Origin of the sequence: Dactylosporangium sp. NPDC051485, assembly GCF_040682015.1 — a bacterium.
Lineage (GTDB): Bacteria > Actinomycetota > Actinomycetes > Mycobacteriales > Micromonosporaceae > Dactylosporangium.
Genome location: NZ_JBFAZW010000036.1, coordinates 59920 through 86233 on the forward strand (window position 1 = coordinate 59920; position 26314 = coordinate 86233).

The following is a 26314-nucleotide window of genomic DNA, read 5'->3' on the forward strand; positions in this document are numbered from 1 at the left end:
ACCGTCCAGCACCGCCCGCACCCGGAAGGCTCGACATGGCCCAGACCGCGCTCGACATGACCGGACCCCGCCCCGGCACAGCCGTCCAGGTGTACGCCGTCTACGGCGGGATCAGCCCGGACACGGCCACCATGACCGAACTCCTGCACGCCGGCACCGTCCTGCGTCAGGTGCCGCTCGACCTGCTCGTCGCCGCCGACACCGGCCGCCCCGCGCTCCTGCCACCGATCCTCGGCCGACTCGCCACCCACCGCGGGCAGCCTCTCGCCGGCGTCGTCGGCTTCGACGACTGGTGGACCACCGCCCTGACCGCCCTCAACCACGACTTCCCCCTTGCCGCTGCGCGGCGCCTCGTCACCGACAAAGCCGCCCTCTACGCCGCCCTCACCGCCCACGGAGTAGCGACCGCACCGTGCATACCCGGCCCGCTCAGCATCGACCTGCTCACCGCCGCCCTCGACCGGTTTGGGCCTGCGCCGATCCTCAAACCCGCCACCGGCGCTGGCTCCCGCGGCGTCTACCGCTACCAACCCCACCGCAGCATCACCGACAACCTCGCCGTCTACCAGCGGCTCCGCGAACTCGGCCACATCGACACCAGCATCCCCACCATCGCCGCCGCCTACCTCGGCGGCGACGACGCCCTGGAGATCAGCGTCGACGTCATCGTCTGCGCCGGCACACCCACCCATGCCGTCGTCCACGAGAAATGCACCGCGACCGCTGCCGATCCGTTCGTCGACCAGGTGATGATCACCCCGCCCGTCCGGTCCGCGATCATCACCGCCCTGCCCGAACTCCCGGCGACAATCACCGGCGTCATCACCACCCTGCAGCTGCGTGACGGCGTTCTGCACGTCGAACTCCGGCTCCACGAGGGTGTCTGGCACGTCCTGGACGTCGGCGTACGACCCGGCTCAGGACTCGTCTCGCACGCCGTCCACGCCACCACAGGCGTCGACCCACGCCTGATCCACCTCGCCGCCAGCATCGGCCGCCCAGTCCCACCCAGCACCGTCAACAGCCGCACCGGCCGCCACCAGGCGGCATGCATCGCCTGCTGCTACCTCACCGACGACCGCCGCGACTCCATCACCCTCGGCGCCCAACAGCACCTCGCCGACGCCCTGCGCACGGCCGACGACGTGATCGGCTGGCACCTCAACGCTGCCGACCTCGACGACCAAGTCTACCGACCCGACGCCGGCCTCTCCATCGGCATCGCCGCCCACACCCCGGCCGCCGCTATGACCCGCCTCCGCACGCTCGTTGAACCCCACGGCTACACCACCACCTGACCCAGCAACCAATCAGGAGTTCGCCATGACCGTCACCGTCCACCACGTCGCCGTCACCGCCGCCGACCTCACCACCAGCGGCACCTTCTACGACGCCGTCCTCGGCGCACTCGGCTACCACCGCGACAACACCTACGACAGCCTGATCGTCTACGCCACCGCAGACGGCGGCCCGGAGCTGCTCGTCTACCGCGTCGAAGGCGACGACACCAGCCGACACCAGCACGGCACCCCCGGCCTGCAACACATCGCGCTGCAGGTCGACAACCGCGACGTCGTCGACGCCGCCCACCACGCCGCCGCCACCGCCGGCGGCACCATCATCCACGCCGCCCAGCCCTTCCACTACAGCGCCGGCTACTACGCCACCTTCGTCGAAGACCCCGACGGAACACGCCTCGAGATCGCCCACATTCCCGTGCCCGTCCCCGCCGACGAGCCGGACACCGACACCCAATCCGCGTCGTAACCCGCCACACCAACTCAGGACGACACGCCCCGACCCGCAAAGGCGGACCACGACACCGTGACCCAATACGACCCGATCGCCGACGAGCTCCGAGCGCACATCCTCAACGGGACATACCCTCCCGGAACAGCGATCCCGAGCGAGAACAGGCTCTGCCACACCTACCAATGCGAGAACGGCACCGTCCGACGCGCCCTCCGCGTCCTGCAAAGCGAAGGGCTCATCCTCAAGACGCAAGGACGGCCCACCATCGTCGCCCCCGTCCCGAACCGCACCACGCTGACCCTGCCCTCCGGCTGCAGCGTGACCGCACGGATGCCGATGCGCCCAGAACTCGACACCCTGGGCTGTACGGCGGCGACGCCACTGCTCGTCGTGACGTCAACCGGCAGCCCGCCCGTGCCGTACCCCGCCGACCGGATCCTGCTGCTGAGTCCTGGTACCCGCTGCGGCGGTGATGGCGACATCACGATGCCGGTCCCAGCGGCAGGTGTGGTCATTGGCAATAGATGATCTTTGCCGGGCGCCAGACCGGCGCCGTTCGGCGCCTGGTGACCAGATCGTTCAGGACTGTGGGCCGCTGCTTGGCGTTGGAGGAACAGGCGGCCACGCATCTACCCACCGTCCGCAACCTGCGGCGACACGCTCGGCCGGCTGTTCGCAGCGCCGCCACAGCGCAGTGTCTAGACTCGGCAGGTCAGCATCGTCCTCGGCGATGCGGGCACCCGCTAGCCCCGGTCACAGGCAGTGAACTGCCATGCCTTCCGGGAGGACGCCGTGACACCATTGCTCATTGTTGATGGTCATCATCTGCTGTACCGATCGTGGTGGGGGTTCACCGACCGGCGCGTCACCTCCCGGGACGGCACCCGCGACCTCACCGGCGTGTTCGGGTTCCTCGCCATCCTGCGCAAGACCCACCTGGAGGCAGCGCCCGAGCACGAGATCGTGGTCGTGTTCGACGGCGAGAACGCCACCGCCGTCCGGCAGGACCAGGACACCGGGTACAAGAGCGGCCGAGCCAGCGCGGACCACACGCCCATCCAGTGCCTGCCCATGGTCAAAGCCTGCCTCGCCGCCGCCGGAATCGCCTGGGTCGAGCTCGACGATCATGAAGGCGACGACGTGATCGCCACCCTCAGCAGCGCCGCCGCCACGGCCGGCCGGACCGTCGTGTGCTACTCCGGCGACCGGGACCTGTTCCAGCTCGTCACCGACACCGTCACCGTCCTCAACCCCGCACGGCGACGGATCACCCCGGCCGACATCGTCGCCCGGCACCGCGTCCTGGCCCGGCAGTGGCCGGACTTCCGCGCCCTGACCGGCGACCCGACCGACAACATCCCCGGCGTCCGCGGCATCGGCCCGACAACCGCCGCCGACCTCCTCGCCGACGGCATCCACCTCGACCAGCTCCGCGACAGCCCCCGCCTGCAGCAACGCCGCTGCCGTGGCGTCACCGACGCCTGGCAGCAGGTCCTCACCTGGCGCGACCTCATCCGCCTCAACCACCAGGTCCCCACCCCCACCGGCCTCGTCACCGGCAACATCACACCCCCGATGCAGCGCGCCGCGCTCACCCTGGAAGACCTCGACCTGCGGTAGGCACGAGCACTGCCATGCCCGCAGCGCAGCCGGTCCTGTCAAGCCCCCGCGACAGGAAATCGCTCTTGCCGGTAGGTCCACCGCGACCACGATCCCCGCCAGCGACCACCTGGCTACGCTCGCCACGACCGAGACCTCCGAGGGCGTTCGCACCTGCAGCGCCACGGACGTGGCGTGGCATCAGGTTCGGAGGCTGGTCAGTCATTGCCGACAGATAGAGGCGGTGCCCGCGCGGATGCCCCGTCCCGGATACGTCGCGCTGAATCAAGCCGAGGCAACAACACCAGCTACGCCGTCGCACCAGCGCTCGGTTCCCAGCCACCGCTGCTCCACGACCTGGCAAACCTCGCGGAGGACAGGACAAGGACCACGCCACACGTCCCACATCGGACGAGGCCGTTCAGCACACCACCCGACCTGGCGAGCACCCGGCGGACCCGCTTCCGAGCCGGCTCGCACTAGCAACTGCCCCACCAGCCCCATCGCGCACCACCTGAACACCACAGCAGAGGAGAGGGACGGCACCGTGAGCGCTCCGAGCACGCAGGACGCCATCAGCACCGAGCAGGATCGGAAGGTCCCGTCCCAAGGCGGGATGCCGGCGGTGGAGTCGGTGTTGCCGGAGCTGCGGGCGATGTGGTGGGAGAGCGGCGCGCGGACCCGAGCTCAGGTGGGCATGTTCGCCGTGTTCGCGGAGCTGCCGCGGCTGCTCGCCGCGGCAGTCCGGTTGAGCTGGCGCGCCGACCGCGGCCGAACCATCCTCGTCGGCGTGGCGACGCTCGGCGCCGGGGTGCTGGCGGCGTTCGGGCTGCTCGCGACCCGCCGGGTGCTGGTCGAACTGTTCGCGGCCGGGCCGACCCCGCAGCGGGTCACCGCCGCGTTGCCGGCGCTCGCCGTACTGGCGGTGGTGACGGGGTTGCGGGCTGGGCTCGGCATCGCCAGCGGCTACGCCCAGAACGGCCTCACGCCGCGGGTGGACCGGGAGGTGGAACGGGCGCTGTTCGAGGTGACCACGGCGGTGCGCCTGGATGCATTCGACGCCGACGCGTTCGCCGACGACATGGAACGCGCCTCCCGCGGCACCGACTCCGCCGTCGGTCTCGTGCAGGGCGTGATGAACCTCCTCGCCGGGCTTGCCGGGCTCCTCGCCGTCGCCGCCGCGGTGATCATCATCCATCCGCTGCTGCTCCTGGCGCTGCTGGTCGCGACCCTGCCGAATGCGTGGGCGTCGCTGCGGGCCGGGCACCAGCGGTACCAGACGTTCATCGCCGGATCGGTGCGCCGGCGCCGGCTGTGGCTGCTGCACCGGCTGATGGCCGAACGGGACTCCGCCGCCGAGCTGCGCTCCTACGGGCTGCGCCGGTTCCTGCTCGACCAGTACGACCGGGTCATGGGTGCTGAGACCGACATCCAGCTCACCCTGGCCCGCAAGGTCACCACCACCACATCCGTCGGCTCCGCGATCGGCGGCATCGCCACCGCCGGCGTCTACACCCTCCTCGGCCTGCTCCTCCTCGACGGACGCATCCCGATCGCCGCAGCCGCGACCTGCGTCATCGCGGTCCAGACCGCACAACGCTCGCTGACCACGGTCACCCTGCAGATGGACCGCATCTACACCGATGGGCAGCACTTCAGCGACTACACCGGCTTCATGACCCGCGCCGCCCACTATCTCCCCACCCACGGCGACACCGCCGTATCCGCCGCAAGCAACGACAGTGAGGTGGACGTCAGGCCCGCCGCTGCTACCTTGCGCCGCCTCGACGTACAGGCGGTCACGTTCGCGTACCCGGACCGGGACACTCCGGCCGTCGACGACGTCACCCTCACCATCCACGCCGGGCAGACCGTCGCGTTCGTCGGCGAGAACGGCTCCGGCAAGTCTTCACTCGCCGCGATGATCGCCGCGCTCCGCCTGCCGGACGCAGGCACCATCAGCTGGAACGGCGAGCCGTTCGACGCGTGGAACCCCGCCACGCTGCGGGCCCGGATCGCTGTGGTGACGCAGGACTACCACAAGTTCCCGTTCACTGCCGCCACGAACATCGCCATCGGCGACAGCGACGCCGAACCCGACCAGCAGCGCATCGAAACCGCCGCCGCCAGAGCCGCCGCCCACGACATGATCATCGAGCTGCCACACGGCTACGAAACCCTCCTGGACCGCACCTTCGCCAACGGCCAGGACCTCTCCGGCGGCCAATGGCAGCGCATCACCGCCGCCCGCGGGTTCCTGCGCACCGCCGACCTGCTCATCATGGACGAACCGTCCTCCGCCCTCGACCCACGCGCCGAGGACGCCCTGTTCCAGGCGATCCGCGACCGGCAGGGCACCCACACCACCATCCTGATCACCCACCGGCTCGCCAACGTCCGCCACGCCGACCACATCTACGTCCTGCACCACGGCCGCATCGTCGAACACGGCACCCACGACACCCTCACCACCACCACCACCGGCGGCCGGTACGCCGAACTGTTCACGATGCAGGCCGCCGGATACCTCGAGGCAGCACCGCCCGCCGGCGAACCCCGGTAGCCGTCGTGGACCCCAGCATTGCCGCGCCGGTCGCGTCGCCACGCCCGGCCGATCCCGCCGCGTCCCGGCGGGCGGTCGCAGTGCTCGCCGTCATGGCGTTCCTGGTCGTGACCGGTGAGACGACACCCGTCGGGCTGATCCGTGAGATCGCCGTCGGGCTACACACCACCGATGACCAGGTCGGGCTCGCGATCGGCGGGTACGCGTTGATCGCCGGGCTGTCGTCGGTGCCGCTGGCGCACTGGACAGCGCGCGTGGACCGGCGCCCGGTCCTGCTGACCAGCCTGCTCGTGTTCGCGGCCGGGCACCTGGCCGCCGCAGCGGCCGGGCACGTCGCGGTGTTCACCGCCGCGCGGGCGGTCGCCGCGCTCGGCCACGGCCTGCTCTTCGCCGTCGCCGTCCCCACCGCGATCCGCCTCGCCGACCCCGGCGCACAGGGGAAGGCCGGCGCGCGGGTCATGGTCGGCAGCGCCACCGCGCTCGTCGCTGGGACCCCACTCGCCACCTATCTCGGCCAGCTCGTCGGATGGCGCACCGCGCTCGCCGTGATCGCCGCTACGGCGCTTCTGCTCGCCGGGGCAGCGACACGACTGCTCCCGGCGGTGCCGGGGCACGAACGGCTGCAGGCGGGGCCCGGTCTGTTCGCGGTGGTGCGACGCCCAGGTCTCGCAACGGTGCTTGCCGCCACGTTGACGGTCTCGGCCGCGCACTTCGTCGCGTTCACCTTCCTCGCCCCGTACGTCGCCGGACGCCTGCATGTCCGCGACACCGGTCTCGCCGTGCTGCTGCTCGGGTATGGTGCCGCGGCAGTCGCGGCGAGCTCGGTCGCCGGCCGGTTCGTCGACCGGCGTCCCCGTGCCGGGACCGCAGCCGCCGTCGCCGCGTTCACGCTCGCGCTGATCGGCATCTGGCTCACACCGACGCTGCCCCAGCCGACGCTCCGGACGGCAATCGGCGTGGTGTTCGTAGTGGCGTGGGGTGCATCGTTCGCCGCCCTAGCCGTGCTCACGTCCCTCATCGCGCTCCGGCACGGCGCTAAAGCGCACACCGAAACCGTCAACGCCGTGTCCGGCATCGCCTTCCAGGTCGGCGTCGTCGCCGGCTCCGCCCTCGGATCGCTGACCGTCGCAGCGGGCCACCTCAACAGCCTGCCGCTGCTCGCGGCCGGCGGCGGCGTCATCGTGTCGGTGGCCGTCTGGGTCGGCGGTCACGCGTTCGAACCGACCGCATCAACGTCGCCCACGCGTGGACCGCAACCGTCATGACCGGCCATGCGGCATATCAATGGCACCGCCGAGGCCACTACGGCCCAGGGCCGCGTATCGGCGTCCGGCTGTCGCGGTCGCCGGCTCGGGCGGGGCAACGGCGTGTCGCCGCGCACGCTCGGCGTGTCGCACACACGTTCGATCCAGGTTGGCGTGTGCGCCCCCGTGACGGCTCGTCGCGGCATAACCTACCGACGGTCGCCGGTTCTTGGCGGCTGGCATCGATTGAGCGGGGTGGATCATTGGGTGAGTTGACGGTACCGCGGCCCCGCACACGCCGGGTCAACGGCAGCACCGTGGACCTCACGATCGGCGGCGAGCCCGGCGTGCTGACCGTCGGGCACGGCCATGACGGCACCCCGTACTCGATACAGCTGCGGGTGGGGGTGCACGGTTCGGCGGTGTCCGGGTTCGCGGATGCACTCGCGACGGCAGTCACCGTCGGACTGCAGCGCGGCGTCCCGGCGACAGCCCTGGCCGCCGCGTTGCGCGAAGCCGGTATCGCCGGTGCAGGTGAGGAACACACTCAAGTGCTGGTCGAGGCGCTCGCGTCGGTGACCGCTGCCGATCTGCTCGAGGTGATCGAGGTGGTCGGGCGGTGACCGCCGACGTTGACGGTGCGGATGAGCCAGCGCGGTTACGGCATGCGCTGGTCAGGTCGTTGATCGACGCCGGGTGGCCGAGCGACCCGCGGGTGATGGCGGCGCTGGAGACGGTGCCGCGGCATGTGTTCGTGCCCGGCGTGCCGCTGCAGCAGGCGTATGCCAACGACGTGGTGCACACGAAGCTCGCCGAGGATGGGCGGCCGATCAGTGCGGCGTCGCAGCCGCGAATCGTGGCGATGATGTTACAGCAGGCCGACGTGCGGGCCGGGCATCGGGTGCTGGAGATCGGCGCCGGGACCGGGTACAACGCCGGGTTGCTCGCCGAGTTGGCCGGCCCTGATGGGCAGGTCACGACCGTTGACGTCGATGCCGACCTCGTCGAGGCAGCTGCGGCGAATCTCGCTGCGGCTGGGTACGGATCGGTGCGGGTGGTGTGTGGTGACGGCGCGCTTGGCGACCCGTCCGGGGCGCCGTTCGACGTGGTGATCGCAACGGTCGGCGCGTGGCGGGTGCCGCAGGCGTGGCTGGACCAGGTCGCCGCCGGTGGGCGGCTGGTCGTGCCGCAGCGGATCCGGGGCCGGATGACCCGGTCCGTGGTGTACGAGCGCGGCACGGCCGGCCGGTGGGTGAGCGTCGATCATCAGCTGTGCGGGTTCATGCCGTTGCGCGGCGGCGCCGCCGATGACCCGTACAGCAGCATCGACCTGACCGGCGACGGTCAGGTCCGTCTCGGCGTCTACCAGGAACAGCACATCGACGCCGCCGCGCTAGCCGGGGTCCTCGACCGGCCGCGGGTCCAGATCCGCACCGGGGTCCGGTTCGGGGGCAGCGAATCCCTGGAATGGCTGTGGTTGTGGCTGGCCTGCGCGCTGCCGGGCGGGCTGAGTGAGCTGCACGCGGACCGGGCGACCCGGGACACCGGCGTGGTCGTCGCGCCGTACGGGGTGTGGCTGATGGCGACCACCGGCCGGGCGGCGCTGGCGTACGCCACGGTGCTCGATCCGGTCGACGGCGGCACCGGCGTCGAGGTTGTCGTGGTCGGCCACAGCACGGACGGCGGCGGGCTCGCCGAGCGGATGGCCGCGTGCGTCGTGGACTGGGACCGCCGATACCGCGGCCACGACGTCCACCTCACCCTTGAACTAGGCACCGAACCCGCCAGCGGGTCAGCTGCGGTGCCGGACGATGTGTGCGATGCGGCGCATGGGCGGTTCGTGTTCGGGATGCCCGGCAGTCGGCTCACGGTGCGGTGGGCCGATGCGGCGCTCTGACCCGGAGACAGAATCGACCGTGCCGTCTCCGCTGTCAGCCGCCTCCGAAAGCAGCGGTGATTCGGCGGGGCGGTTGATCGTCGGGGCGCTGCTGATCTTCACCACCGGCGATGGTCGGGTGATGTTTGTCCGGCAGCAGCGGGGCCCGTACGCCGGGTCGCTGCTCCTGCCGGGCGGGAAGGTCGAGGACGGCGAGTCGTTGGACGACACGGCACGGCGGGAGGCGTTCGAGGAGGCCGGTGTGCGGGCCGGCACCGTGACGGCGTGCGGGGTGTACGACATGACCGGCCCCACCGCGGACGGGCGTGGCTACCGGTTCGTGATGTTCGTCTTCCGCGCCGGGTCCGACGCGGTCCGGGTCGCCGCGGGCGGCCACCACGTCGACGATGTCGTCCTCACCGATCCGGGCCTGGTCCAGCCCCACCCGACTGTCCAGCAGATCCTCAACGACGCCGGCGTCGCCGCCTACGCCCCGGCCGGCGTCCAGCAGCGCCTCCGCAACGACGGCATCACGATGCGGACCTACCCGATGGCAGGCACCCGATGCTGATCACGCCGCTCTGCGCGGATCTCATCGACCAGGTCGCGGACCTGATGCGGCTCGGCGAGCCGTACGTCACCGTCCGCGACCACTCGGACTACTGGCTCTACAGCGCCCTGTTCGCTTCCACCTGCCCCGTCGCCGTCGATGACGGCACGGTGACCGGTGCGGTGATCGCGATGCGCAGTCAGGACCAGCCAGCCGACGTGTACGTCCAGGACGCTGTTGTGCACCCGGATCATCGCCGAGGCGGTGTGGCAACCACGCTCGTGGCGTCGATCGCCGCGCAGGCGCACGTCTGGGGCTGCCGGCGGCTGTTCCTCACCTGCGCTCCCGGCAACACCGTCGCGCTCACCGCCCGGCAGCAGCTCGGGTTCCGCAACCTGCCCGGCGACGCCACCGTCGACGGTGTCCACGTGATCTCGAGCTTCAAAGGTCCGGGTCGGGACCGCGCCGTCTTCCAGCTCGACCTCCCCACCACCGCACAGACGCCGCAACCCGACCGCACAGCTGGAGCCGACGCATGACCATCGTGCTGGACGATCGTGCCGCGCTGCGAGCGATGATCGCTGCACTGGTGCCGTTCGACGACCGCGAAGCCGCCGACCGCGCCGACGTCCTCGCCTGGATCGATGCTGGCGCCGACCTGTACCGGCGGGTGCCGCCGGACGTGCCACCGAAGCACCTCGTCACCTACTTCCCGCCCTACCACGAGCCCACCGACCGGGTGTTCCTCGTCGATCACCGCAAAGCCCGGCGCAGGCTTCCACCGGGCGGTCACGTCGAGCCCCGGGAAGGGCCGTGGACCACCGTCATCCGCGAAGCCGACGAAGAACTCCAGACTGTCGCCCGTCCACACCCGCTGTGCCCGGCCGGGCAGCCGCTGTTCCTTACGGTCACGCAGACCGTCGGCCCGCACGTCCACAGTGATGTGACGTTGTGGTTCCCGTTGATGTTGGATGCCGGGGAGCCGATCACGCCCGATCCGGGTGAGTTCACCGGCTGGGGCTGGTACCCACGCGCCGAGGTCATCGCCTGGCCGGCCGAATGTACGGACCCGCAGCTGGCTCGGTTCCTCACCAAACTCGGACGGCTGCGGACCACGACCGCGACAGGAGTCGTCGATGTCGGGTAGACGGCGCCGCTTCGGCACCGCTGGCAGGGTCGTGCCGTACACGGTGCCGGTGGATCTGCTGCTGCTCTACACCCATGGCCCGGACCTGCTGGTCGGGTTGCGGCAGGGCGGCTTCGCCGCCGGTCACTGGGACACGCCGTCCGGCAAGCTGGAGCCAGACGAGCCCCTTGAACACGGCATGGCGCGGGAGGCGTTGGAGGAGACCGGGCTGCGGCTGCCGCCGCACTTGCTGCAGGTCGTGGCGATGACGCACTGGTACCCGCCGGACGCAACGCCGCGCATCGGCGTGTACTTCCACCTCGAGGCCAGCCCGGCTGTGCACGGCGTGCCGTTTATTGCTGAACCGGCCAAGTGCGCCGAGCTGCGGTGGGCGCCGTTGGACGCGCTGCCGTCTCCGCTGCTGCGCTACGCCGCGATCGGCGTCGAGCTGTACCGGTCGCGACGCCCGTACGCGGCGATGGACTGGCCCGAAGACCCGGTACCGGATTTGCGCATGGGTGTGGGCGGGGCGGGTTGACGTGCGGCGGATCGCGATCGTCGGAGCGGGCGGCGCCGGCAAGACGGTCCTGGCTAACCAGCTCGGTGGCCTGCTCGGTCTGCCGGTCACCCATCTCGACGCGCTGCGCTACGACGCCGGCTGGAACACGGTGCCGGAGGCCGAGTTCGTCGCCGCGCAACGCGCCGTCGTGACGGGCCCGGCGTGGATCATCGACGGGAACTCCACGGCGAGCATGCCGGTCCGGTTCGCCGCCGCGGACACGATCATCTTCCTGGACCTGCCGCCGCTGGTGTGCCTGTGGGGCATCGCCCGGCGCCGGCTGCGCTACCGCGGCGGCCAACACCCGGACGGTGTGCACGACCGCATCACCGTCGCGTTCCTGCGGTACGTCATAGGCTTCCGGCGTCGGCACGCGCCGAGAGTCCGTGCCTGCATGGCCGAGCACGGCGTCCACGCCGTCCTGATCGAGTTGACCAGCCGCCGCCAGGCCAACCAGCTCATCGCCCGTCTCGGCGGCCCAGCCGCAGCTACCGGCAGCGGCCCCGATGGCCGTTGAGCGGGCTGAGCACGGCCCAGGGACCGCGGCCGAGCCGGACCCACGTGCACCGTCGAGCGAATGCGAACCAGCGCAGCAGCGCCCTTGCACAGCCGGGCTCGTCGCCAATGTGCCCGGATTGACGGTGCAGGAGCCGGTGGGCTGGCGTGGTGATCTGCGCCGGCTGTGGGCGGCGTACTCGATCAGCGAGCTCGGTAGCGCGGTCGGCGTCGGGGCGTTGCCGCTGATTGCGGTCCTGGTCCTGGGCGCCTCCGCATGGCAGGTGTCGATCCTCGCGGTAGTAGCCGGGATAGCCAGCGCGGCCGTGGCGGTGCCGCTCGCGCCGTGGATCGAAGTCCACCGCAAACGCCCCGTCATGATCGCCGCTGACCTGGTCCGGTTCGCTGTCCTGGGCAGCGTCCCGGTCGCGGCGTGGCTCGGCGCGCTCACCTACACCCAGCTGTGTGTCGTCGCTGCGGTGCAGACCGGCGGCGCGATCGTGTTCGCCGCGGCCAGCGGCGCCAACCTCAAACGCCTCGTCCCCGAACCGTACCGGGCCCAGGCGAACAGCAGGTTCGAGACCAGCCTCTGGTCGGCCACCACGATCGGCCCGCCGGTCGGTGGGCTGCTGGTGTCGTGGCTCGGCGCGACCGCCGCCGTCACCGTCAACGCCGCCACGTTCCTCCTCTCCGCGCTCGGCATTCGCCAGCTCCGCAGTCGCGAACCCGCCCCGCCACCGCCGGCAGCCCAGCGGCGCTGGTTGCACGAACTCACCGGCGGGTGGCGGTACATCGCCGCCCACCGCGACCTGAGCCTGCTCTTCTGGAACGCGATGATCTTCGGCGGCTGCCTCATGGCCGCGTCGCCGCTGATCACCGTGCTGATGCTCCGCGACCTCGGGTTCGCACCATGGCAGTACGGCCTCGCCCTCGGCATCCCCGGCCTCGGTGGGATCATCGGCTCCCTGATGGTGAGCCCGCTGACCCGCCGCCTCCGCTGGCGGCCGCGCACCGTGCTGCTGGTGTTCGGGGTCGCGCGGACGCTGTGGCTCGGTGCGGTGCCTGTCGCTCCGACCGGCACTACCGGTCTTATACTGATCATCGCGGCGGACACGCTGCTGCTGTTGTGCGCCGGCGTATTCAACCCGACCTTCACCACCTACCGCATGCACGCCACCGCCGACACCCATATGACCCGTGTCGCCACTGCCTGGTCCATCAGCTCCAAGACCGCCCAACCGATCTGCATCGCCGTCGGCGGCGTCCTGGCCTCAGCGACCTCCGCCCGCACCGCAATCGCCGTCGCCGCGGTCGCGATCCTCACGTCCGCCGCGCTGCTGCCCTGGCGTACCCACGGTGCAAGCCAGTCCACAGACGCACCGCTTCCACAGCGGGCACAGGCCGCAGGAGCCGCACATGACTGACCTATACACGGCCGATCCGGCGATGCGTGCCACCACCTTCGTGGTCGTGGACGAGATATAGGTCGGTGGCGTCAGGCTGTGATCTGGAGGTGCGCGGTCAAAGCGTCGAGGTCTGGATGCCGACCCGGGCCGATCCTTCCCCGGAGTTCGAGCGTGAGATCTCGGGCGAGACGGTGATACCGGATCCATTCCGGGGTTACCGCCCGCGCTTGAGATAGCGATGTCACAGCGGCGGCATCGCGTCCAAGCTCGGTTTGGGCTTGGGCCAGCGCCAGCAGATAGCGAGCCTCCCAAGTGGGAGGGACTCTGCTGCCCGTTTCGTCGAGGTGGGCAGAACGTTCGACCGCACCTTCGAAATCGCCGAGTTCTGTGGCGTTGACGACGAAGCTCTGAGCAACGAGGCGGGGCCCAAAAACGCTCCACCGGTCGACGCGGTCACGTTGGAGGCGTACGGCGGCGCTGCGGGCCACGGTCAGCAGTTCGTCTGCTTTCGTGGGTTGATCGTTGCGGGCGGCGGCTCCGGCAGCGTTGACCAGCAGGCCGCCCCATACGGTGAGTTCTTCAGGGGTAGCGCGGGTCAGGAGGGGCTCATGTGTTTCCGCGGCGCGGGTCGCGGCGGCGAGACTTTCGCGGTAGCGCCCTTGTCTACGCAAGATCCACGCCGCCCAGTAGACGGCTGACGCGCGGGTTACCTGGTCGGAGCATTGTTCCGAGGCGGTGACGGCACGCTCGGCGCTGAGCCAGGCGAGATCTTCATTGCCCAGCATGACGGTGACGCCAGCGGCGAGTTCGAACACGGTGGCTAGGAGCGACTGGGCAAGTTCATTGTCCTGCCCGCTGGTTTCCTCGCTGGCGTGTCGGGCCTCGGCGATAAGGTCGGGCAGGAGGCGACCGAGGATGCTGTAGTCGCCGCGCTGCCAGATCTGCCAGGCGCTGTCAACGGCGGCGCTGAGGCGTGGAAGGTCGATATCGGCGTCGGTATCAGCCAGACCGCCGAGACGGTCGACGGTTGATCGGGTGATCGCCTCGCGGATGGCGGGGATGCCGCGGTCGGGTTCCGGTGCGAACGTGGTGCGCGGGACGATGATCACCGACATCTCGCAGGCCAGCGCGTTGGCGATCTTCGACAGGGTGTTCATCCGGGCGGAGTGGCGTACTCCCTGTTCGAGCCGGCGGATCACGTCGACTGACACGCCGGCCGTTTCGGCCAGCTGGTCCTGGGTCATGCCGCGTGCGCGCCGGAGAACAGCGATCTGTTCTCCGATCATGTACGTGGCCTCCTTCCGGGTTCCGTCCTTACAACTTTACGCGGGTCTGCTGTCAGTGAGGCCTGCGCGTGCTGATCAGATCAGGCGTCAGGCGATGTTTTGGCATCGACGTATGCCGCTGTGACATACCCAAGATCGCCAGCAGCGTGGGGTGTGCCGACATGGCCCGCCCCGCCGGTGGCCGGATCACGGGTAGGCCATCGCGGCCCTTCACTGAAGGTTACCCGCAAGGCACTGTTCGTTATATCGACGTACAACGAACCGTCGATGTCCGGACGGAACCCTCACCAGGAGGAGCCTTGAGCAGTCCCGCCACACAGTTGGCCCGCCGCACGACCGCAACGGTCAATCGTCATGTGACGATCACCGGGCCGGGCCGGATCGAGCTGACCCAGAGCCCGCTGCCGCAACCCGGCCCTCGGGAGGTTCTGGCCGCGACGGTGCTGTCCGCGATCAGCGGCGGCACCGAGATCGGCTGGCTGCGAGGCGAAGCACCCGCCCTGCACCGCACCTGGGAGACGGCCTCGCGCATCTACCTGCCCGGCCCTGGCCGGCAGTACCCCGTCGCCCCGGGCTACGAAAGCATCGCCCGGGTCATCGACTGCGGCGACGAGGTGACCGGCGTCCGGCCCGGCGACCTGATCATCGCCGACCGCCCCCACGCCGAATGGCACGTCCTGGACGGCACGGAGGCGGCTGCGGCCGTGCTGCCCGAACACGTCACCCCCGAGCAGGCGGTGTTCTCCATCCTCGCCAGGGTCTCGCTCGGCGCCGTCCACGACACCGAACTGGTCGTCGGGGACACGGTCGTGGTGATGGGGCTCGGCGTCGTCGGGCTGCTCGCGGCCCAGCAGGCCCGACTCAACGGCGCCACCGTCATCGGCGTCGACCGGCACCCGCTGCGCTGCGAGGCCGCGCAACGCTTCGGTATCACCACCGTCCTGGCCGGGGACGGCGACGTCGCCAGCCAGGTCCGCGGTCTGGTCGGCAGCGCCGGCGCGGACGCTGCGATCGAGGCCACCGGCGCCTACGCCGGACTGCAGGAGGCGATCCGGTGCGTGCGCGTCGGAGCGACGGTGACCACCGTCGCGTCCTACCACGGCAGCCAGGACGGTCTGCGGCTCGGCGAGGAGTACCACCGCAACCGGATCGTCCTGCGCTCGTCGATGACGGTGAACGGCTGCCCGCACCGGTTGCACCCGCGCTGGGACAAGGCCCGGCTGGACGCGGCAGCCCGTCAGCAGATCGTCGACGGGCTGATCAGTACCGATGGGCTGATCACCCATCGGTTCCCGTTCACTGAGGCCGCCGATGCGTACGCGTTGCTGCTGACCCGGCCCGAGGACGCGGTGAAGGTGGTGCTCACCTATGACCACCAGTAACCCGGTCACGGCTGCCCGATTCGATGCCACGCGACCGGTACCCGACCGGTTCTTCCCCGCTCCGACCGGTGAGCTGGACGCGCTCGGTGAAGTCCTCGGCTCCGGACGGCTCTCCGGGGGCGCCGAGATCGTCGCCGCCTACGAGCAGGCCCTGGCTGGTTGGTTCGGGGTCCGGCGCGTCATCGCGGTGAACTCCGGCAGTTCAGCACTGCACGCGACCCTCGTCGCGGCCGGCGCGGGCCCGGGCACCGAGGTGCTCCTGCCGGCGACAGCGCCGCTACCGACAGCGCTACCAGTGCTGACGTGCGGCGCGACTCCGGTGATCGTTGACGTCGTCCCGGACGGGCTCGCGCTCGCTCCCGACGACGTCGCGGCGAAGATCACCGGCCGGACGGTCGCCGCGATCAGCCTGCCGCTGTGGGGCTATCCCGTCGACGACCGGCCCGCGAAACAGGTCCTCGACCGGGAGGGCATCGCGCTGATCGAGGACGCGTGCCAGGCGCACGGCACCCGGCTGCCCGGCGGCGGGTACGCGGGCACGTTCGGCACCGCCGGGTGCTTCTCCACCCACGAACGCAAGCTGCTGGCTACCGGTGAGGGCGGTTTCGTCGTCACCGACGATGCCGAACTCGGCGAGAAGATCGACTTCTACACCCATCTCGGGCATCTGCGCGGCGGCCACGGCGTCAACTACAAACTCGCGGCGCCGCTGGCCGCGATCGGTCTGCGCCGCCTCGCAGCACTGACCAGCCAGTTGCAGGACCGGGCCTCGATCGCCGGGACGCTGCGGGCAGCGCTGCCCGATGGCGGACCGCTGTCCGAGCTGCCGATCCCGGACGGCGCGGCACCGAACTACTACTCGATGGTGCTGCTCGCCGAACCCGGCCACGCCACCCGGATCGCGGCCGGGTTCGCCGAGGCGGGCCTGCCGCCGGACAGCATCCGATTCGGATACCGGCCGCTGTATGAACAGCCGCTGTTCCACCCGTACGCCACGACGTGCCCGAACGCGGAAGCACTCGCTGCGCGCACGGTGCAGCTGCCCGCCCATCCGGATCTGACCCGCGACGCGATCGGCTGGACGGCCGCGGCGATCACCCGACTCGGCCAGCGGCCGTGACCGTCCGGCACCTGACCGCGTCAGCGGTCGTCTTCGACGGCGCCGGCCGAGTGCTGCTGGTCCGGCACCTCGGGTCCGGGCTCTGGCTCTACCCGGGCGGACATCTCGAGGACGGCGAGGAACCGGCGGCCGCGGCAGTCCGGGAAACCCGGGAGGAGACCGGCCTGCGGGTGCGCGCCGTCGCGCCGGCCAGCTTCACCCATCCGGCAGTTACATCTCATCCGGTGCCGTTCACGGTCATCGAGATGCCGGTCCGCGACGACCGGTTCGGCGACCACCGGCACATCGACCTCGTGTATGTGTGCGAGCCGGTCAACGGCCTGAGTGAACTGGTCGCTCAGGCCGGCGAGGTCAGCGAGGTCAGCTGGGTTCCGGTGACGAAGATTGCCGACACACCTTGCCCGCCGGAGCTTCCGGCGCTGATCACCGCAGCCTCGCACCGGGCCGACTCCCTGCGCTGACCGCTACCGCTGCGACGTCTCCGGCCGGCCTGGTGCTGCCGCAGCAAGCCGACCCCAACGATTCGTCGCTGTTCCGGAAAGGACATTCGTTGATACGAGTTCTGATCCTGGCCACCCATCCCAACGACGAGATCATCGGCGCCGGTGGTTCCCTGGCGCATCACACCGACGCCGGCGACGAGGTGACGATCGCGCACATCACCGACGGCGAGCGCGGCGGTAGTGACAGCGACCCGGAGGCACTGCGGGGACGCCGCAACCGAGAGGCGGTCGCCGCGGCCGCAGCCGTCGGTGTCCCGGCCGATCGGGTCCGGTTCCTGCGGCTGCCCGACGGGGGAATCGACCCCTACGACGTGGAGCAGTTCATGACGGTGCTGACCGAGCTGCGGGCCAGCCGACCGGAGCTGCTGTACGTGCCGCACCCGCACGACGGAGCGTTCGACCATGAGGCGGCGTTCGCACTCGCGTGGCGAGCCGCCGGCATGTCCGGCAGCAGCAACTTCGGCAACTGCGGACCGGCGCACTGGGTGCCCACGGTCCTCGGGTACGAGGTGTGGCAGCCGATCCGGTCACCGGCATTCCTCCGCGACGTGACCCCCTACACCGACCGCAAGATCACGGCGTTGACCTGCTACGAGAGTCAGTCGCCGGCGGTCAAGGGCGCCGGCCAGTCCAGCCAGGTCGGCACCGGCGGAACGGCCCTGTCGGCCTGGCGTGGGGTGACCACGACCGGCGGGTTCCGGGAGGCGTTCGACGTGCTGCGGCTGGGAGCGCTGCCGTGACCGCCCGCAGCATGACCGCGGCCGTGTGCTGGGCCGCTGCCGGAGCCGTCGCCATGCGCGGCGTCGGCGGCACACTGGCCGCCGCCAGGACGGTGCGATGGCTGACACGCCACCGGCCCACCCCAGACCGCGCCCTCGGCAACCCAGCGGCCGAGCGGCCGCATGTGCTGCTGATCCTGCCGATGCTGCGAGAACAGACCACGATCGCGCAGACGTGCACCTACTTCGCCCGGCTCGCCGCGGCCTGGGGACCGGCGACCGTGGTCCTGGCGACCACCGAACGCGAACATCACGACCGGGCGCGAGCACGAGCGCGGCTGCCGCAGCTCGCCGGATTCCTGGCCCGGGCCCGCCAGCAGCAGCAGGTGACCTCCCGGTTCGCCGGCGTCCTGCCGCCGGACATCCTGAGTCGGCTCGCCGACCTGTCGGGCCGGGCAGACATCGACGTCCGGACCGTGGTCGAGCAGGAGTTCGCGCAGACCCCGACAACGGTGGAGCTCGCCGAGAAAATCGCCGGGGACAGCGGCGGCACCATCCGGCACCACCATCATCCCGATCCGGGCTCAGTGATGGTCGACCAGATCGCCCTCGCCGTCGCCAGCGAGCTCGGTCGGCTCACCGAGCAGGGTGCCGCCGCCGACCGGGTGTGGATCGGGATCTACAACGCCGACTCACGGCCGCACCCGGACTCCCTGACCGCGCTCGCGCCGATGACGGCCACCAGCCGGGTGGTGCAGCAGTCAGCGGTGCACACCCTCACCCTGCGCCGCCGCGGCGGGCTGGCCGGGATGGTGTGTGACGGCGCCGGGTTGCTGCAATCGCGGTGGAGCCTCGCTCGCGAGATTCCACGGCTGCGCGCCCAAGCCGGGCAGGCCCGACGGGGACCGGCCCGGTGGCCCAGACTCGGGCACTGCACCGGTCACGGCCTGTTCGTGCGCGCCGACCTGTGGCAGCAGCTGCCGATGCCGACCGAGACGATGAACGAGGACCTGGCCTACGGCTACCTGCTGTCGGCGGCCGGGGTGCCGATCGACGTGCTGCCGCTGTTGGAGGTTGCCGACTCGCCGTTGCACGTCGCCGGCCTGATCCGGCAGCTGCGGCAGTGGTTCTTCTCCTACCCGCAGTACCCGGCGGCGGCGAAGCTCGCCGCCGAGGCTGGGCTCGGCGATCCGCGCTCCCGGGCGTGGCTGACAGCTCAGGGCCTGAGCCGGGGTTGTCTCTGGCTGGGCCAGTCCACCGCCGTCGCCGCGACCCTGCTGCTGCCGGTCGTGGCCCGCAACCGGCCTGCCGCCGCCACGGTGGCAGCAGCCGCGATCGGCGCCTACGTCGCCGGCCCAGCAGCCGCCCTGAACCGCACACCAGCGGCGTCCGGGACGCCGCTGCGCCTGCGGCCACGAGACGTGGCCGCGATGACCGTGGCGGCGCTGCTGTCCAGCGCCGGCCCGTGGTGGTGCCTGGCCGACCTGGCCCGCGCCGCGCTGGCCGGGAACCAGCTGGCGCACGGCAAGACGGAACGGTGACCGCCGTGCGTTCCACCACTGTCCCACCCCTGTTGACCGCCGACGCCCGGTTCGACCGGGCAGTCCAGGCGGCACCGGCCAGGTCGGTGTCGGCAGTGCTCGCCACGTACAACCGGTGCCCGTTCGACCCGGACGGCGCGCAGGCTCGGGACAACCCGCTGGTCTGGGCGCTGGAAAGCCTGCTCTGCCAGGCCGGGCCCGCGCTGGCCGAGGTCGTCGTCGTTGACGACGGCTCGACCGATCACACCCCCGCCGTCCTGGACCGCTACCGCGACCGGCCCGAAATCCCCATTCGGACGGTGCGGCTGCCCGGCCACCAGGGGGCCGCGGCGGCTCGGAACGCGGCGGTCGCCGCCGCCGGGAGCCCGTGGTTGCTGTTCGGCGACGACGACTGCGTGTTCACCCCATACACCGTGTCCGGCGCGGCCTACACCCTGCACACGCTCCGCAGCACCGTCGATGGCCGCGCGGCCGCGGTGATGGTGCCGTTCTACTACCGGGCGCTGCAACCCCGGCAGACGCATCCAACGGCGCAGATCGGCCGGCTCGACCCGGCCAGCGCGCAGTTCGCCACCCACTTTCACACCTGGCCCGCCGAGTACGGAACACAGCCGCCGCTTCTGGATGACTCCGGGATCGTCGCGCCGCTGCCGGTGCAGCTGATCGGCGGCACCTGCCTGATCGACCGTCAGGCGCTGGACCACGCCGGCGGGTTCGTCGACCTGTCGGACTGGAAGAGTTCGTACTCCGACCATCTGCACCTGTCAGCGGACCTCACCGACAGCGGCGCCGACCTGTATCACTGCCCCGATCCCCGGCTGGGTGCCGCGCACCTGAAATGGGGAGCGGTCGGCCGGTACCCAGTCGATCCCGTCGACCTGGGCACGTGGCTTCCTGGGCTGGGCCGCCGGTTCGCCGACCTGGTCGATCTGGCGGCCGTACCCCGGCAGGACACCGGCTGCCGAGTCGCCGATGACGACTTCCACGCCGAGATGATCGGCAGCTTCTTCGCGTTCTTCGCCGGCCGGAGCCTGCCCGGCGCCCGGCGGTGGGCAGCCCGCTGCTGGCGCGACTTCGTCGAGCACGGGATCGCGTACTCCTCCGCGGTCGCCGTCGTGACGCAACGGCCGGGCCGGGAACATGCATGGCGCAGCGGGCTGCGCCGAGGTGCGCTGGCGGTCACCAGCGGGCTACGGCCCGGGCGCAGCCGAGAGCAGGTCACCGAACTGTTGGCGCTTGTGTGCGCTGACGCCGGTCAACCGCTTATCGACGTGTGGTGAATGCGTCGGTCACCGCGTCGCGGTGGCTGGTCCACCAGGCCAGCAACGCCTCAGCAGAGCGAAACAGATGATCACAGGAGGTGTCATGCCGCTCGTAGCGTCGCCGCAGCTGCCAGGTGTCACACACCCGCTCCCACCACAGCCGCTGCACGGCATCCACGGTCGCCGCGTCCGGCAGCGGGCGGGCCGACCTGTAGCCGGCGGCGAACGCCGCCACCCGCCCCAGATCCAGCGACCCGTCCGGGCCGGCGAACAACAACGTCGCCGATCGGACGAGTTCAGCGGCGACCGGGCGCGGCTTGAGCCGGTCCCAGTCCAGGACTGCACTGACCCCGTCCGCACCGTAGAGGACGTTCAGGTGCTGGAAGTCACCGTGGATCCATCCGCACGGACCGACCGGCGCGTCCTCGTCCGGGCGCAGATGCGCGACCTGAGCCAGCAGCACCTGACGCGCCGCCATCTGCTCGATCACGAACGCGTCGAACGCGTCCGGGTCGGTGCGATCAGCGGCTGCCGCCGCGTACCGGTCGATGCTGTCCTTCGCGGTCGCGGCCTCCGTGGGGGCCTCGCGCATCGTCTCGGGCACGTCCGGCAGGATCCGGCCGAGTTCGACCTGCAGACCACCGAGCAGTCCGCCGAGATCTCCGGCCTCAGCCGGAGACAGCGTCGCGCCTTCCCGGTGCACACCGGCAGCCCAGCCGCTCACCGAGTAGCGGCGGCCGTGCAGGTCCAGCAGCGTATCCCGGCCGCCATCGCCATGGCCGGCGAGCGTGCAGGCAGGCGGGACCGGCAGGCCCCGTCCGGCAAGCGCGATGGTCACCTGGTGCTGGCGGCGGGCCGCGGCCGCATCGACGTCCAGAACCTGCTTCACCGCCCACACGCCGCGCGTCGTGGTGACCCGCCAGTTGCGGTTCATCGTCCCGGCGGTGATCACTCGTATGTCGGTGATCTCACCCAGGCCGAACCGCGCGGCCACAACAGGGAGGTCCGCGGTCGCCGGGGCCTCATCGGTCACATGCGCCCCACCCGCCGCTTCTGTCACCACGACCTATTCGTACCAGCACCGGCCGGTCCGGGGACAGCAGGCGCACCGTGACGTTCACCCGTTCCGGCGACAGGCTCACCGTCACCGCCGTTGAAGGGCTCTGCTTCGCGGGCAAAAGCACCCTGGTCCGGGCCGTCGCGGAGCTGACCGGCGCGGTCATCGCCCCCGAATACACCGACCTCGCCCCGTTGCCGGCATGGCCTCCCACCGATGAGGATGCGGTCAGCGCAGCCCTCCAGCAGTTCGAACACCTTGAAGCACTCCGCACCACCAAAGCCAAGACACAGCTGCGCCACCGCGCCGCCAACGACCGACCCGATCGATCCGACCGATCCGACCGATCCGACCGATCCGACCGGATGGTGCTGCTCGACCGGAGCCCGCTGACATTGATCGCCCACGAGTACGGGATGCAGGCCCTCGGCGTTCCGGCCGACCCGACCGGCGCCGCGCACCGCTACACCCACGCCGCCCTAGCCGGGACAATCCTCACACCGGACCGCTACGTGTACGTCAGCGTCCCCGACGACGTGACCGCCGCACGCCGGGCCGCCCGGGGACCGGTCGCCGACCACCTGGACCACCCCGCGGTCCGAGCCCGCATCAGCGCGGTCTGCTCCACCTGGCTGGACCTGCTCCCCCCGGACCAGGTGCTGCGCCTCGACGGCACCATGCCAGTGCCGACGCTGGCCGCAGCCACTGCCCGGTTCCTGTCCGCCGACACCCGCCGCAGCCGGCCCATCCCGCCGTGGACCCACCTGACCGATGCGATCACCAAGCAGGCGCAGCCGGTGCCGTCATGAGTCAAGCCCTGAACAGCGACCAAGCGGCAGGACCGCTGCACCGGATCTGTCCCGGCTTCATCGCTGTCGGACCACCCATCACGACCGGAACCTCACAGCTGCAGCACGGCACCGTCGATGGCCGGGCAGTGATCGCCAAACACCCCACCGACCTCCGGCCCTGGTGGCAGGACCGGTGCCGCCAAGAGATCACCGTCTACCGGGCCCTAGCCGACAACCCGCCACCGATCACGGTCCCCGAACTCGTCGCCGCCGACGTCGACGCGCCGTTGCTGATCCTCACCCGCGTGCCCGGCGGGCCGCTGCACCCCGACCGGTATCCGCCAGCCGGCACGGTGTCGGCCGATGCGGTGACCCGCCTCCTCCACACCCTCGACCGCCTCCACCAGTGGCCGCTCGGCCGCCAACGTGGGCTGTTTCCCGACGACAGCGACTACCAGCAGCAGATCAACGCCCTGCCCGACGACCTGCTCACCACCGACGCCAAGGACCGGCTGATCCGACTGTTCGGCATAGCCGGAATCGGCCTCCAGCTCACCCACGGCGACGCACACCTCGGCAACGCCATCAACACCAGCGCTGGCACCGAGACCTGCACCGAGATCGGCACCGCCCTGATCGACCTCGAACTCACCGCCGTCCGCCCGCGCGGATACGACGAAGCGCAGCTGTTCACGTTCCTGGCCGACAATCCCACGGCCCGCGATCTCGTCAGCCTCATCCCTGGCGGCCGGGACCTACAAGCCGGGTTCTGGCTGGCCGTCGTCCTGGTCACCTGCCGGGAGATCGTCTCCCACCGGCGCCACGCCAACCTGCCGTGCCGGGAGCACCGCCTCGCCCGCCTGCGCGCCGACCTGGCCCTCGCCACCGACCGCTGCCACGCCCTGACCAACACCCCCTGACGTCTCGCCGGAAGGAGACCGATGGACCTGCCGTTGCGGCCACTGTCCCAGTGCTACGGCTACGACCGGGGAACCCCAGTCGATCGCCCGTACATCGCCGACTTCCTGACCGCCCACGCCGACCTGATCCGAGGCGACGCCGCCGAAGTCAAGAACGACACCTACCTACGCCGATACGGCGGCAACCGGCTCACCTCAACCACGATCATCGACGTCGACCCGGCAAACCCGGCCGCCACCCTGCTCGCCGATCTCGCCACCCCCGACAGCCTGCCCGCGGCCCGCTTCGACTGCATCGTGCTCACCCAGACGTTGCAGCTGCTCCCCGATCCCGCCCAGACCATCAACGCTTGCGCCCAGGCGCTGAAACCCAGCGGAGCGCTGCTGGTCACCGTCCCGGCCGTCGCCCGGATCAGCCCGAGCGGCGGCGACGCAGACCGGTGGCGGTTCACCCCCGCCGGTCTCCGCCAGCTGTTCGCCGGCTGGCACGGCGAGGTGTCCGTCACCGGCTACGGAAACCTGCGCACCTGCCTCGCCGCGCTGCTCGGCGAAGCCACCGAGGAGCTCCATCCCGGCGAGCTCAACCACCACGACCCCCACTTCCCGTTGACCGTCTGCGCTGCCGCCCGCCGGCGGACGGCCTGAACTGGAAAGGAAGCTCACCATGACCGAGCTGCACCCCCGCACGATCCCCGACGGACCCGTCATCTTCGACTGCGACGGAACCCTGGTCAGCACCGAAGGAGCCTGGGACAAGGCATACGCAACCCTGTTCACCCGGCACCAGCGCAAACTCGCCAGGACCGACCGGCACCGGCTGGTCGGCCTGACCCGCATCGACCTCGGCCACGAACTCGCTCGGCTGCTCGACCTGCCCGGCCAGCACACCGCACTCGGCGACGAGGTCATCGCCCTGGTCACCTCCAACCACGGGCAAGGAGTCACCGCGATGCCCGGCGTCACCGACCTGCTCGCAGGCCTCGCTGGACGCCGACTCCTGGGCGTCGCCTCCAACACGCTGCGCGGCATCGTCGAGCAGTACCTCATCCAGCTCGGCCTCGCCGACCTGTTCGCCGTCATCGCCGGCAGCGACAACGTCGCCGCCCCGAAACCCGCCCCTGACGTGTACCGATACGCGTGCGAGCAACTCGGAGCAGACCCACGAACCGCCATAGCCGTCGAGGACTCCGCACTCGGCGCCCAAGCCGCCCGCGCCGCCGGACTCTACGTCATCGGCGTACCCTCGCAGCCGGACATGCCGCTCCCGGCCGCACACATGGAGTTCCCCACCCTCGCCGACCCACGGCTGCGGAACATGCTCCTGTTCCCATCCGACGCGCGGCGAACTGCCTGACCCGCCGCACACCTGCTGGAGCCGTGCCGTGACCGAGCTCGTCGTCATCCGTCACGCCGAAGCGCACTGCAACGTCAGGGGCACCATCGGCGGACCGCGCACCTGCACCGGACTGACCGACCTCGGACGTCGACAGGCAGACCTGCTCGCCGACCGGCTCCACCGGCAATTCGCCGGGCAGGCCACCGTCGTGTACAGCAGCCCTCGACGGCGGACGGCAGAGACTGCTGAACCGGTGGCAGAGCGGCTCGGCAAGCCTCTTGTCACGATCGATGAACTACGCGACCCAGATTATGGCGACAACGCCGACGGACGCCTCTGGAAGGAAGTCCTCGACGAAGCACGGGCCACCGGCCGAACCAGTGACCCTTCGCTGCCGCTGGCAGTGGGTGGCGAGCCATGGACCGAATACGTCACCCGCACCGAACGGCTACTACACAAGATCACCGACCAGCATCCCGCAGAGGTGCTCCTCCTCGTCGGGCACGCGGAAACGGTCGAAGCAATCCACCAAGTCCTCATCGGGCTGCCGACCGATAGTCGGCCAACAGCACGACTCGAGGTAGCAAACACGAGCCTGACCCAATGGCGGATCACGCCACACCGACGAACGCTGATCGCACACAACGATCATCATCATCTGACCTGTGCAGCGCCTCACCAACCCAAAGCCATCGTTGGCAGATCGAGTGTAAGACCAGGCAAATCAAGCCTGACTGGCTGACGCACGAGCAACGACAACAAACTGCCCAAACGTGTCTAACCGACTACATGGACGATTATCGGGTGCCTAGAGCCTCACACACCGAAGGTTGCACCGGGTAGGCAGCACGTGAGTCGTGCTGGGGCCGCCCGCAGGCCGGCTCGCCGCCCGACTCGCTGCGGCAGCACGAACGCCTACGCCACCTGCCGCAAGCTGTGGCCCGATGTCACCGTCATCCGCGCGTCCGCACCGGTCACCTTTGACGCCTACACCACCACCATCGGCGACCCGGATGGCCACCCCGCCGACGCCGTCCTAGCCATCGTCCGTACCGAACTGCGCAGCCAAACGACGGCCCATCGACGGCGGGACGCAACCATGAGGCTCAGGGCGGCAATGGCAGCGATCTCAGACCCGGATCCGCGGGTAGCGGAGGCGTGAGCCAAATATCGCTGATAGCCGATGTGTTGTTGTGGTGTTGGGCGGGTGGGGCATGCCGGTGGCCC

Annotated in this window: 27 protein-coding genes; 25 read left to right on the forward strand and 2 right to left on the reverse strand. The window is 70.6% G+C overall.

All coding sequences use genetic code 11. The features are described 5' to 3' along the window. The first annotated feature begins 35 nt into the window (after positions 1 to 35). From AB0M46_RS21675 to AB0M46_RS21740, 14 genes are all read left to right on the forward strand, one after another. Complete coding sequence (locus tag AB0M46_RS21675) at positions 36 to 1298, forward strand: ATP-grasp domain-containing protein (RefSeq protein ID WP_363338570.1); 1263 nt, start codon at positions 36 to 38, stop codon at positions 1296 to 1298. A 25-nt stretch (positions 1299 to 1323) separates the two neighbouring features. Further along, on the forward strand, positions 1324 to 1767 hold the full coding sequence (locus tag AB0M46_RS21680) for a VOC family protein (protein WP_363338572.1): 444 nt from the start codon (positions 1324 to 1326) through the stop codon (positions 1765 to 1767). A 57-nt stretch (positions 1768 to 1824) separates the two neighbouring features. After that, positions 1825 to 2280, forward strand: a complete 456-nt coding sequence (locus AB0M46_RS21685; RefSeq protein ID WP_363338574.1) for a GntR family transcriptional regulator — start codon at positions 1825 to 1827, stop codon at positions 2278 to 2280. Between the two features lie 264 nt (positions 2281 to 2544). Then, positions 2545 to 3372 (forward strand): 5'-3' exonuclease H3TH domain-containing protein, encoded by an 828-nt coding sequence (locus AB0M46_RS21690; protein ID WP_363338576.1) that lies wholly within the window; start codon positions 2545 to 2547, stop codon positions 3370 to 3372. A 595-nt stretch (positions 3373 to 3967) separates the two neighbouring features. Next, positions 3968 to 5914 (forward strand): ATP-binding cassette domain-containing protein, encoded by a 1947-nt coding sequence (locus tag AB0M46_RS21695; RefSeq protein WP_363338622.1) that lies wholly within the window; start codon positions 3968 to 3970, stop codon positions 5912 to 5914. A gap of 5 nt (positions 5915 to 5919) precedes the next feature. Then, positions 5920 to 7179 (forward strand): MFS transporter, encoded by a 1260-nt coding sequence (locus AB0M46_RS21700; RefSeq protein ID WP_363338578.1) that lies wholly within the window; start codon positions 5920 to 5922, stop codon positions 7177 to 7179. A gap of 296 nt (positions 7180 to 7475) precedes the next feature. Continuing rightward, positions 7476 to 7781 (forward strand): hypothetical protein, encoded by a 306-nt coding sequence (locus AB0M46_RS21705; RefSeq protein ID WP_363338580.1) that lies wholly within the window; start codon positions 7476 to 7478, stop codon positions 7779 to 7781. Beyond that, complete coding sequence (gene fxlM / locus AB0M46_RS21710; RefSeq protein WP_363338582.1) at positions 7778 to 9055, forward strand: methyltransferase, FxLD system; 1278 nt, start codon at positions 7778 to 7780, stop codon at positions 9053 to 9055. The genes AB0M46_RS21705 and fxlM overlap by 4 nt, the downstream gene beginning before the upstream one ends. After that, positions 9042 to 9605, forward strand: a complete 564-nt coding sequence (locus tag AB0M46_RS21715) for an NUDIX hydrolase (RefSeq protein ID WP_363338584.1) — start codon at positions 9042 to 9044, stop codon at positions 9603 to 9605. Before fxlM ends, AB0M46_RS21715 begins: the two co-directional genes overlap by 14 nt. Continuing rightward, positions 9599 to 10123 carry a GNAT family N-acetyltransferase gene (locus tag AB0M46_RS21720; RefSeq protein ID WP_363338587.1) on the forward strand — a complete coding sequence of 175 codons (525 nt, stop codon included), beginning with the start codon at positions 9599 to 9601 and terminating at the stop codon, positions 10121 to 10123. Before AB0M46_RS21715 ends, AB0M46_RS21720 begins: the two co-directional genes overlap by 7 nt. Then, positions 10120 to 10731: an NUDIX domain-containing protein gene (locus AB0M46_RS21725; protein ID WP_363338589.1), complete on the forward strand. Its 612-nt coding sequence runs from the start codon at positions 10120 to 10122 to the stop codon at positions 10729 to 10731. Before AB0M46_RS21720 ends, AB0M46_RS21725 begins: the two co-directional genes overlap by 4 nt. Further along, entirely contained in the window at positions 10721 to 11248 is a 528-nt protein-coding gene (locus AB0M46_RS21730) for an NUDIX domain-containing protein (RefSeq protein ID WP_363338591.1), read from the forward strand. Before AB0M46_RS21725 ends, AB0M46_RS21730 begins: the two co-directional genes overlap by 11 nt. Before the next feature lies 1 nt (position 11249). Further along, positions 11250 to 11786, forward strand: a complete 537-nt coding sequence (locus tag AB0M46_RS21735) for a topology modulation protein (RefSeq protein WP_363338593.1) — start codon at positions 11250 to 11252, stop codon at positions 11784 to 11786. Between the two features lie 124 nt (positions 11787 to 11910). Further along, positions 11911 to 13188, forward strand: a complete 1278-nt coding sequence (locus tag AB0M46_RS21740) for an MFS transporter (protein ID WP_363338624.1) — start codon at positions 11911 to 11913, stop codon at positions 13186 to 13188. A gap of 71 nt (positions 13189 to 13259) precedes the next feature. Here the strand turns inward: AB0M46_RS21740 and AB0M46_RS21745 are convergent, their stop codons facing one another. Beyond that, the gene (locus AB0M46_RS21745) at positions 13260 to 14456 is read right to left on the reverse strand and encodes a helix-turn-helix transcriptional regulator (RefSeq protein WP_363338595.1); all 1197 of its coding nucleotides are present in this window, start codon (positions 14454 to 14456) and stop codon (positions 13260 to 13262) included. Positions 14457 to 14812: 356 nt separating this feature from the next. Here AB0M46_RS21745 and AB0M46_RS21750 point away from each other — a divergent pair, with 356 nt between their 5' ends. From AB0M46_RS21750 to AB0M46_RS21775, 6 genes are all read left to right on the forward strand, one after another. Then, the gene (locus AB0M46_RS21750; protein ID WP_363338597.1) at positions 14813 to 15838 is read left to right on the forward strand and encodes a zinc-binding alcohol dehydrogenase; all 1026 of its coding nucleotides are present in this window, start codon (positions 14813 to 14815) and stop codon (positions 15836 to 15838) included. Beyond that, on the forward strand, positions 15825 to 16958 hold the full coding sequence (locus tag AB0M46_RS21755) for a DegT/DnrJ/EryC1/StrS family aminotransferase (RefSeq protein WP_363338599.1): 1134 nt from the start codon (positions 15825 to 15827) through the stop codon (positions 16956 to 16958). The genes AB0M46_RS21750 and AB0M46_RS21755 overlap by 14 nt, the downstream gene beginning before the upstream one ends. Then, a complete protein-coding gene (locus tag AB0M46_RS21760; RefSeq protein WP_363338601.1) occupies positions 16955 to 17419 on the forward strand; it encodes an NUDIX domain-containing protein in 465 nt (154 codons plus the stop codon). The genes AB0M46_RS21755 and AB0M46_RS21760 overlap by 4 nt, the downstream gene beginning before the upstream one ends. Before the next feature lie 89 nt (positions 17420 to 17508). After that, entirely contained in the window at positions 17509 to 18201 is a 693-nt protein-coding gene (locus AB0M46_RS21765; RefSeq protein WP_363338603.1) for a PIG-L deacetylase family protein, read from the forward strand. Beyond that, positions 18198 to 19721, forward strand: coding sequence for a hypothetical protein (locus AB0M46_RS21770; RefSeq protein ID WP_363338605.1), 1524 nt, complete (start codon positions 18198 to 18200; stop codon positions 19719 to 19721). The genes AB0M46_RS21765 and AB0M46_RS21770 overlap by 4 nt, the downstream gene beginning before the upstream one ends. Before the next feature lie 5 nt (positions 19722 to 19726). Next, positions 19727 to 21001 (forward strand): glycosyltransferase, encoded by a 1275-nt coding sequence (locus tag AB0M46_RS21775; protein ID WP_363338607.1) that lies wholly within the window; start codon positions 19727 to 19729, stop codon positions 20999 to 21001. Here the strand turns inward: AB0M46_RS21775 and AB0M46_RS21780 are convergent. Beyond that, positions 20985 to 22046, reverse strand: coding sequence for a phosphotransferase (locus tag AB0M46_RS21780; protein WP_363338609.1), 1062 nt, complete (start codon positions 22044 to 22046; stop codon positions 20985 to 20987). The genes AB0M46_RS21775 and AB0M46_RS21780 overlap by 17 nt on opposite strands. 47 nt (positions 22047 to 22093) lie before the next feature. Here AB0M46_RS21780 and AB0M46_RS21785 point away from each other — a divergent pair, with 47 nt between their 5' ends. From AB0M46_RS21785 to AB0M46_RS21805, 5 genes are read left to right on the forward strand one after another with little or no spacing between them, the layout of a single operon-like run. Continuing rightward, positions 22094 to 22849 (forward strand): hypothetical protein, encoded by a 756-nt coding sequence (locus AB0M46_RS21785; RefSeq protein ID WP_363338611.1) that lies wholly within the window; start codon positions 22094 to 22096, stop codon positions 22847 to 22849. Continuing rightward, positions 22846 to 23751, forward strand: coding sequence for an aminoglycoside phosphotransferase family protein (locus AB0M46_RS21790; RefSeq protein WP_363338613.1), 906 nt, complete (start codon positions 22846 to 22848; stop codon positions 23749 to 23751). Before AB0M46_RS21785 ends, AB0M46_RS21790 begins: the two co-directional genes overlap by 4 nt. A 21-nt stretch (positions 23752 to 23772) precedes the next feature. After that, entirely contained in the window at positions 23773 to 24396 is a 624-nt protein-coding gene (locus AB0M46_RS21795) for a methyltransferase domain-containing protein (RefSeq protein WP_363338615.1), read from the forward strand. Positions 24397 to 24415: 19 nt separating this feature from the next. Next, positions 24416 to 25105 (forward strand): HAD family phosphatase, encoded by a 690-nt coding sequence (locus AB0M46_RS21800; protein ID WP_363338617.1) that lies wholly within the window; start codon positions 24416 to 24418, stop codon positions 25103 to 25105. A gap of 28 nt (positions 25106 to 25133) precedes the next feature. Beyond that, complete coding sequence (locus AB0M46_RS21805) at positions 25134 to 25829, forward strand: histidine phosphatase family protein (protein WP_363338619.1); 696 nt, start codon at positions 25134 to 25136, stop codon at positions 25827 to 25829. Positions 25830 to 26314 lie beyond the last annotated feature (485 nt).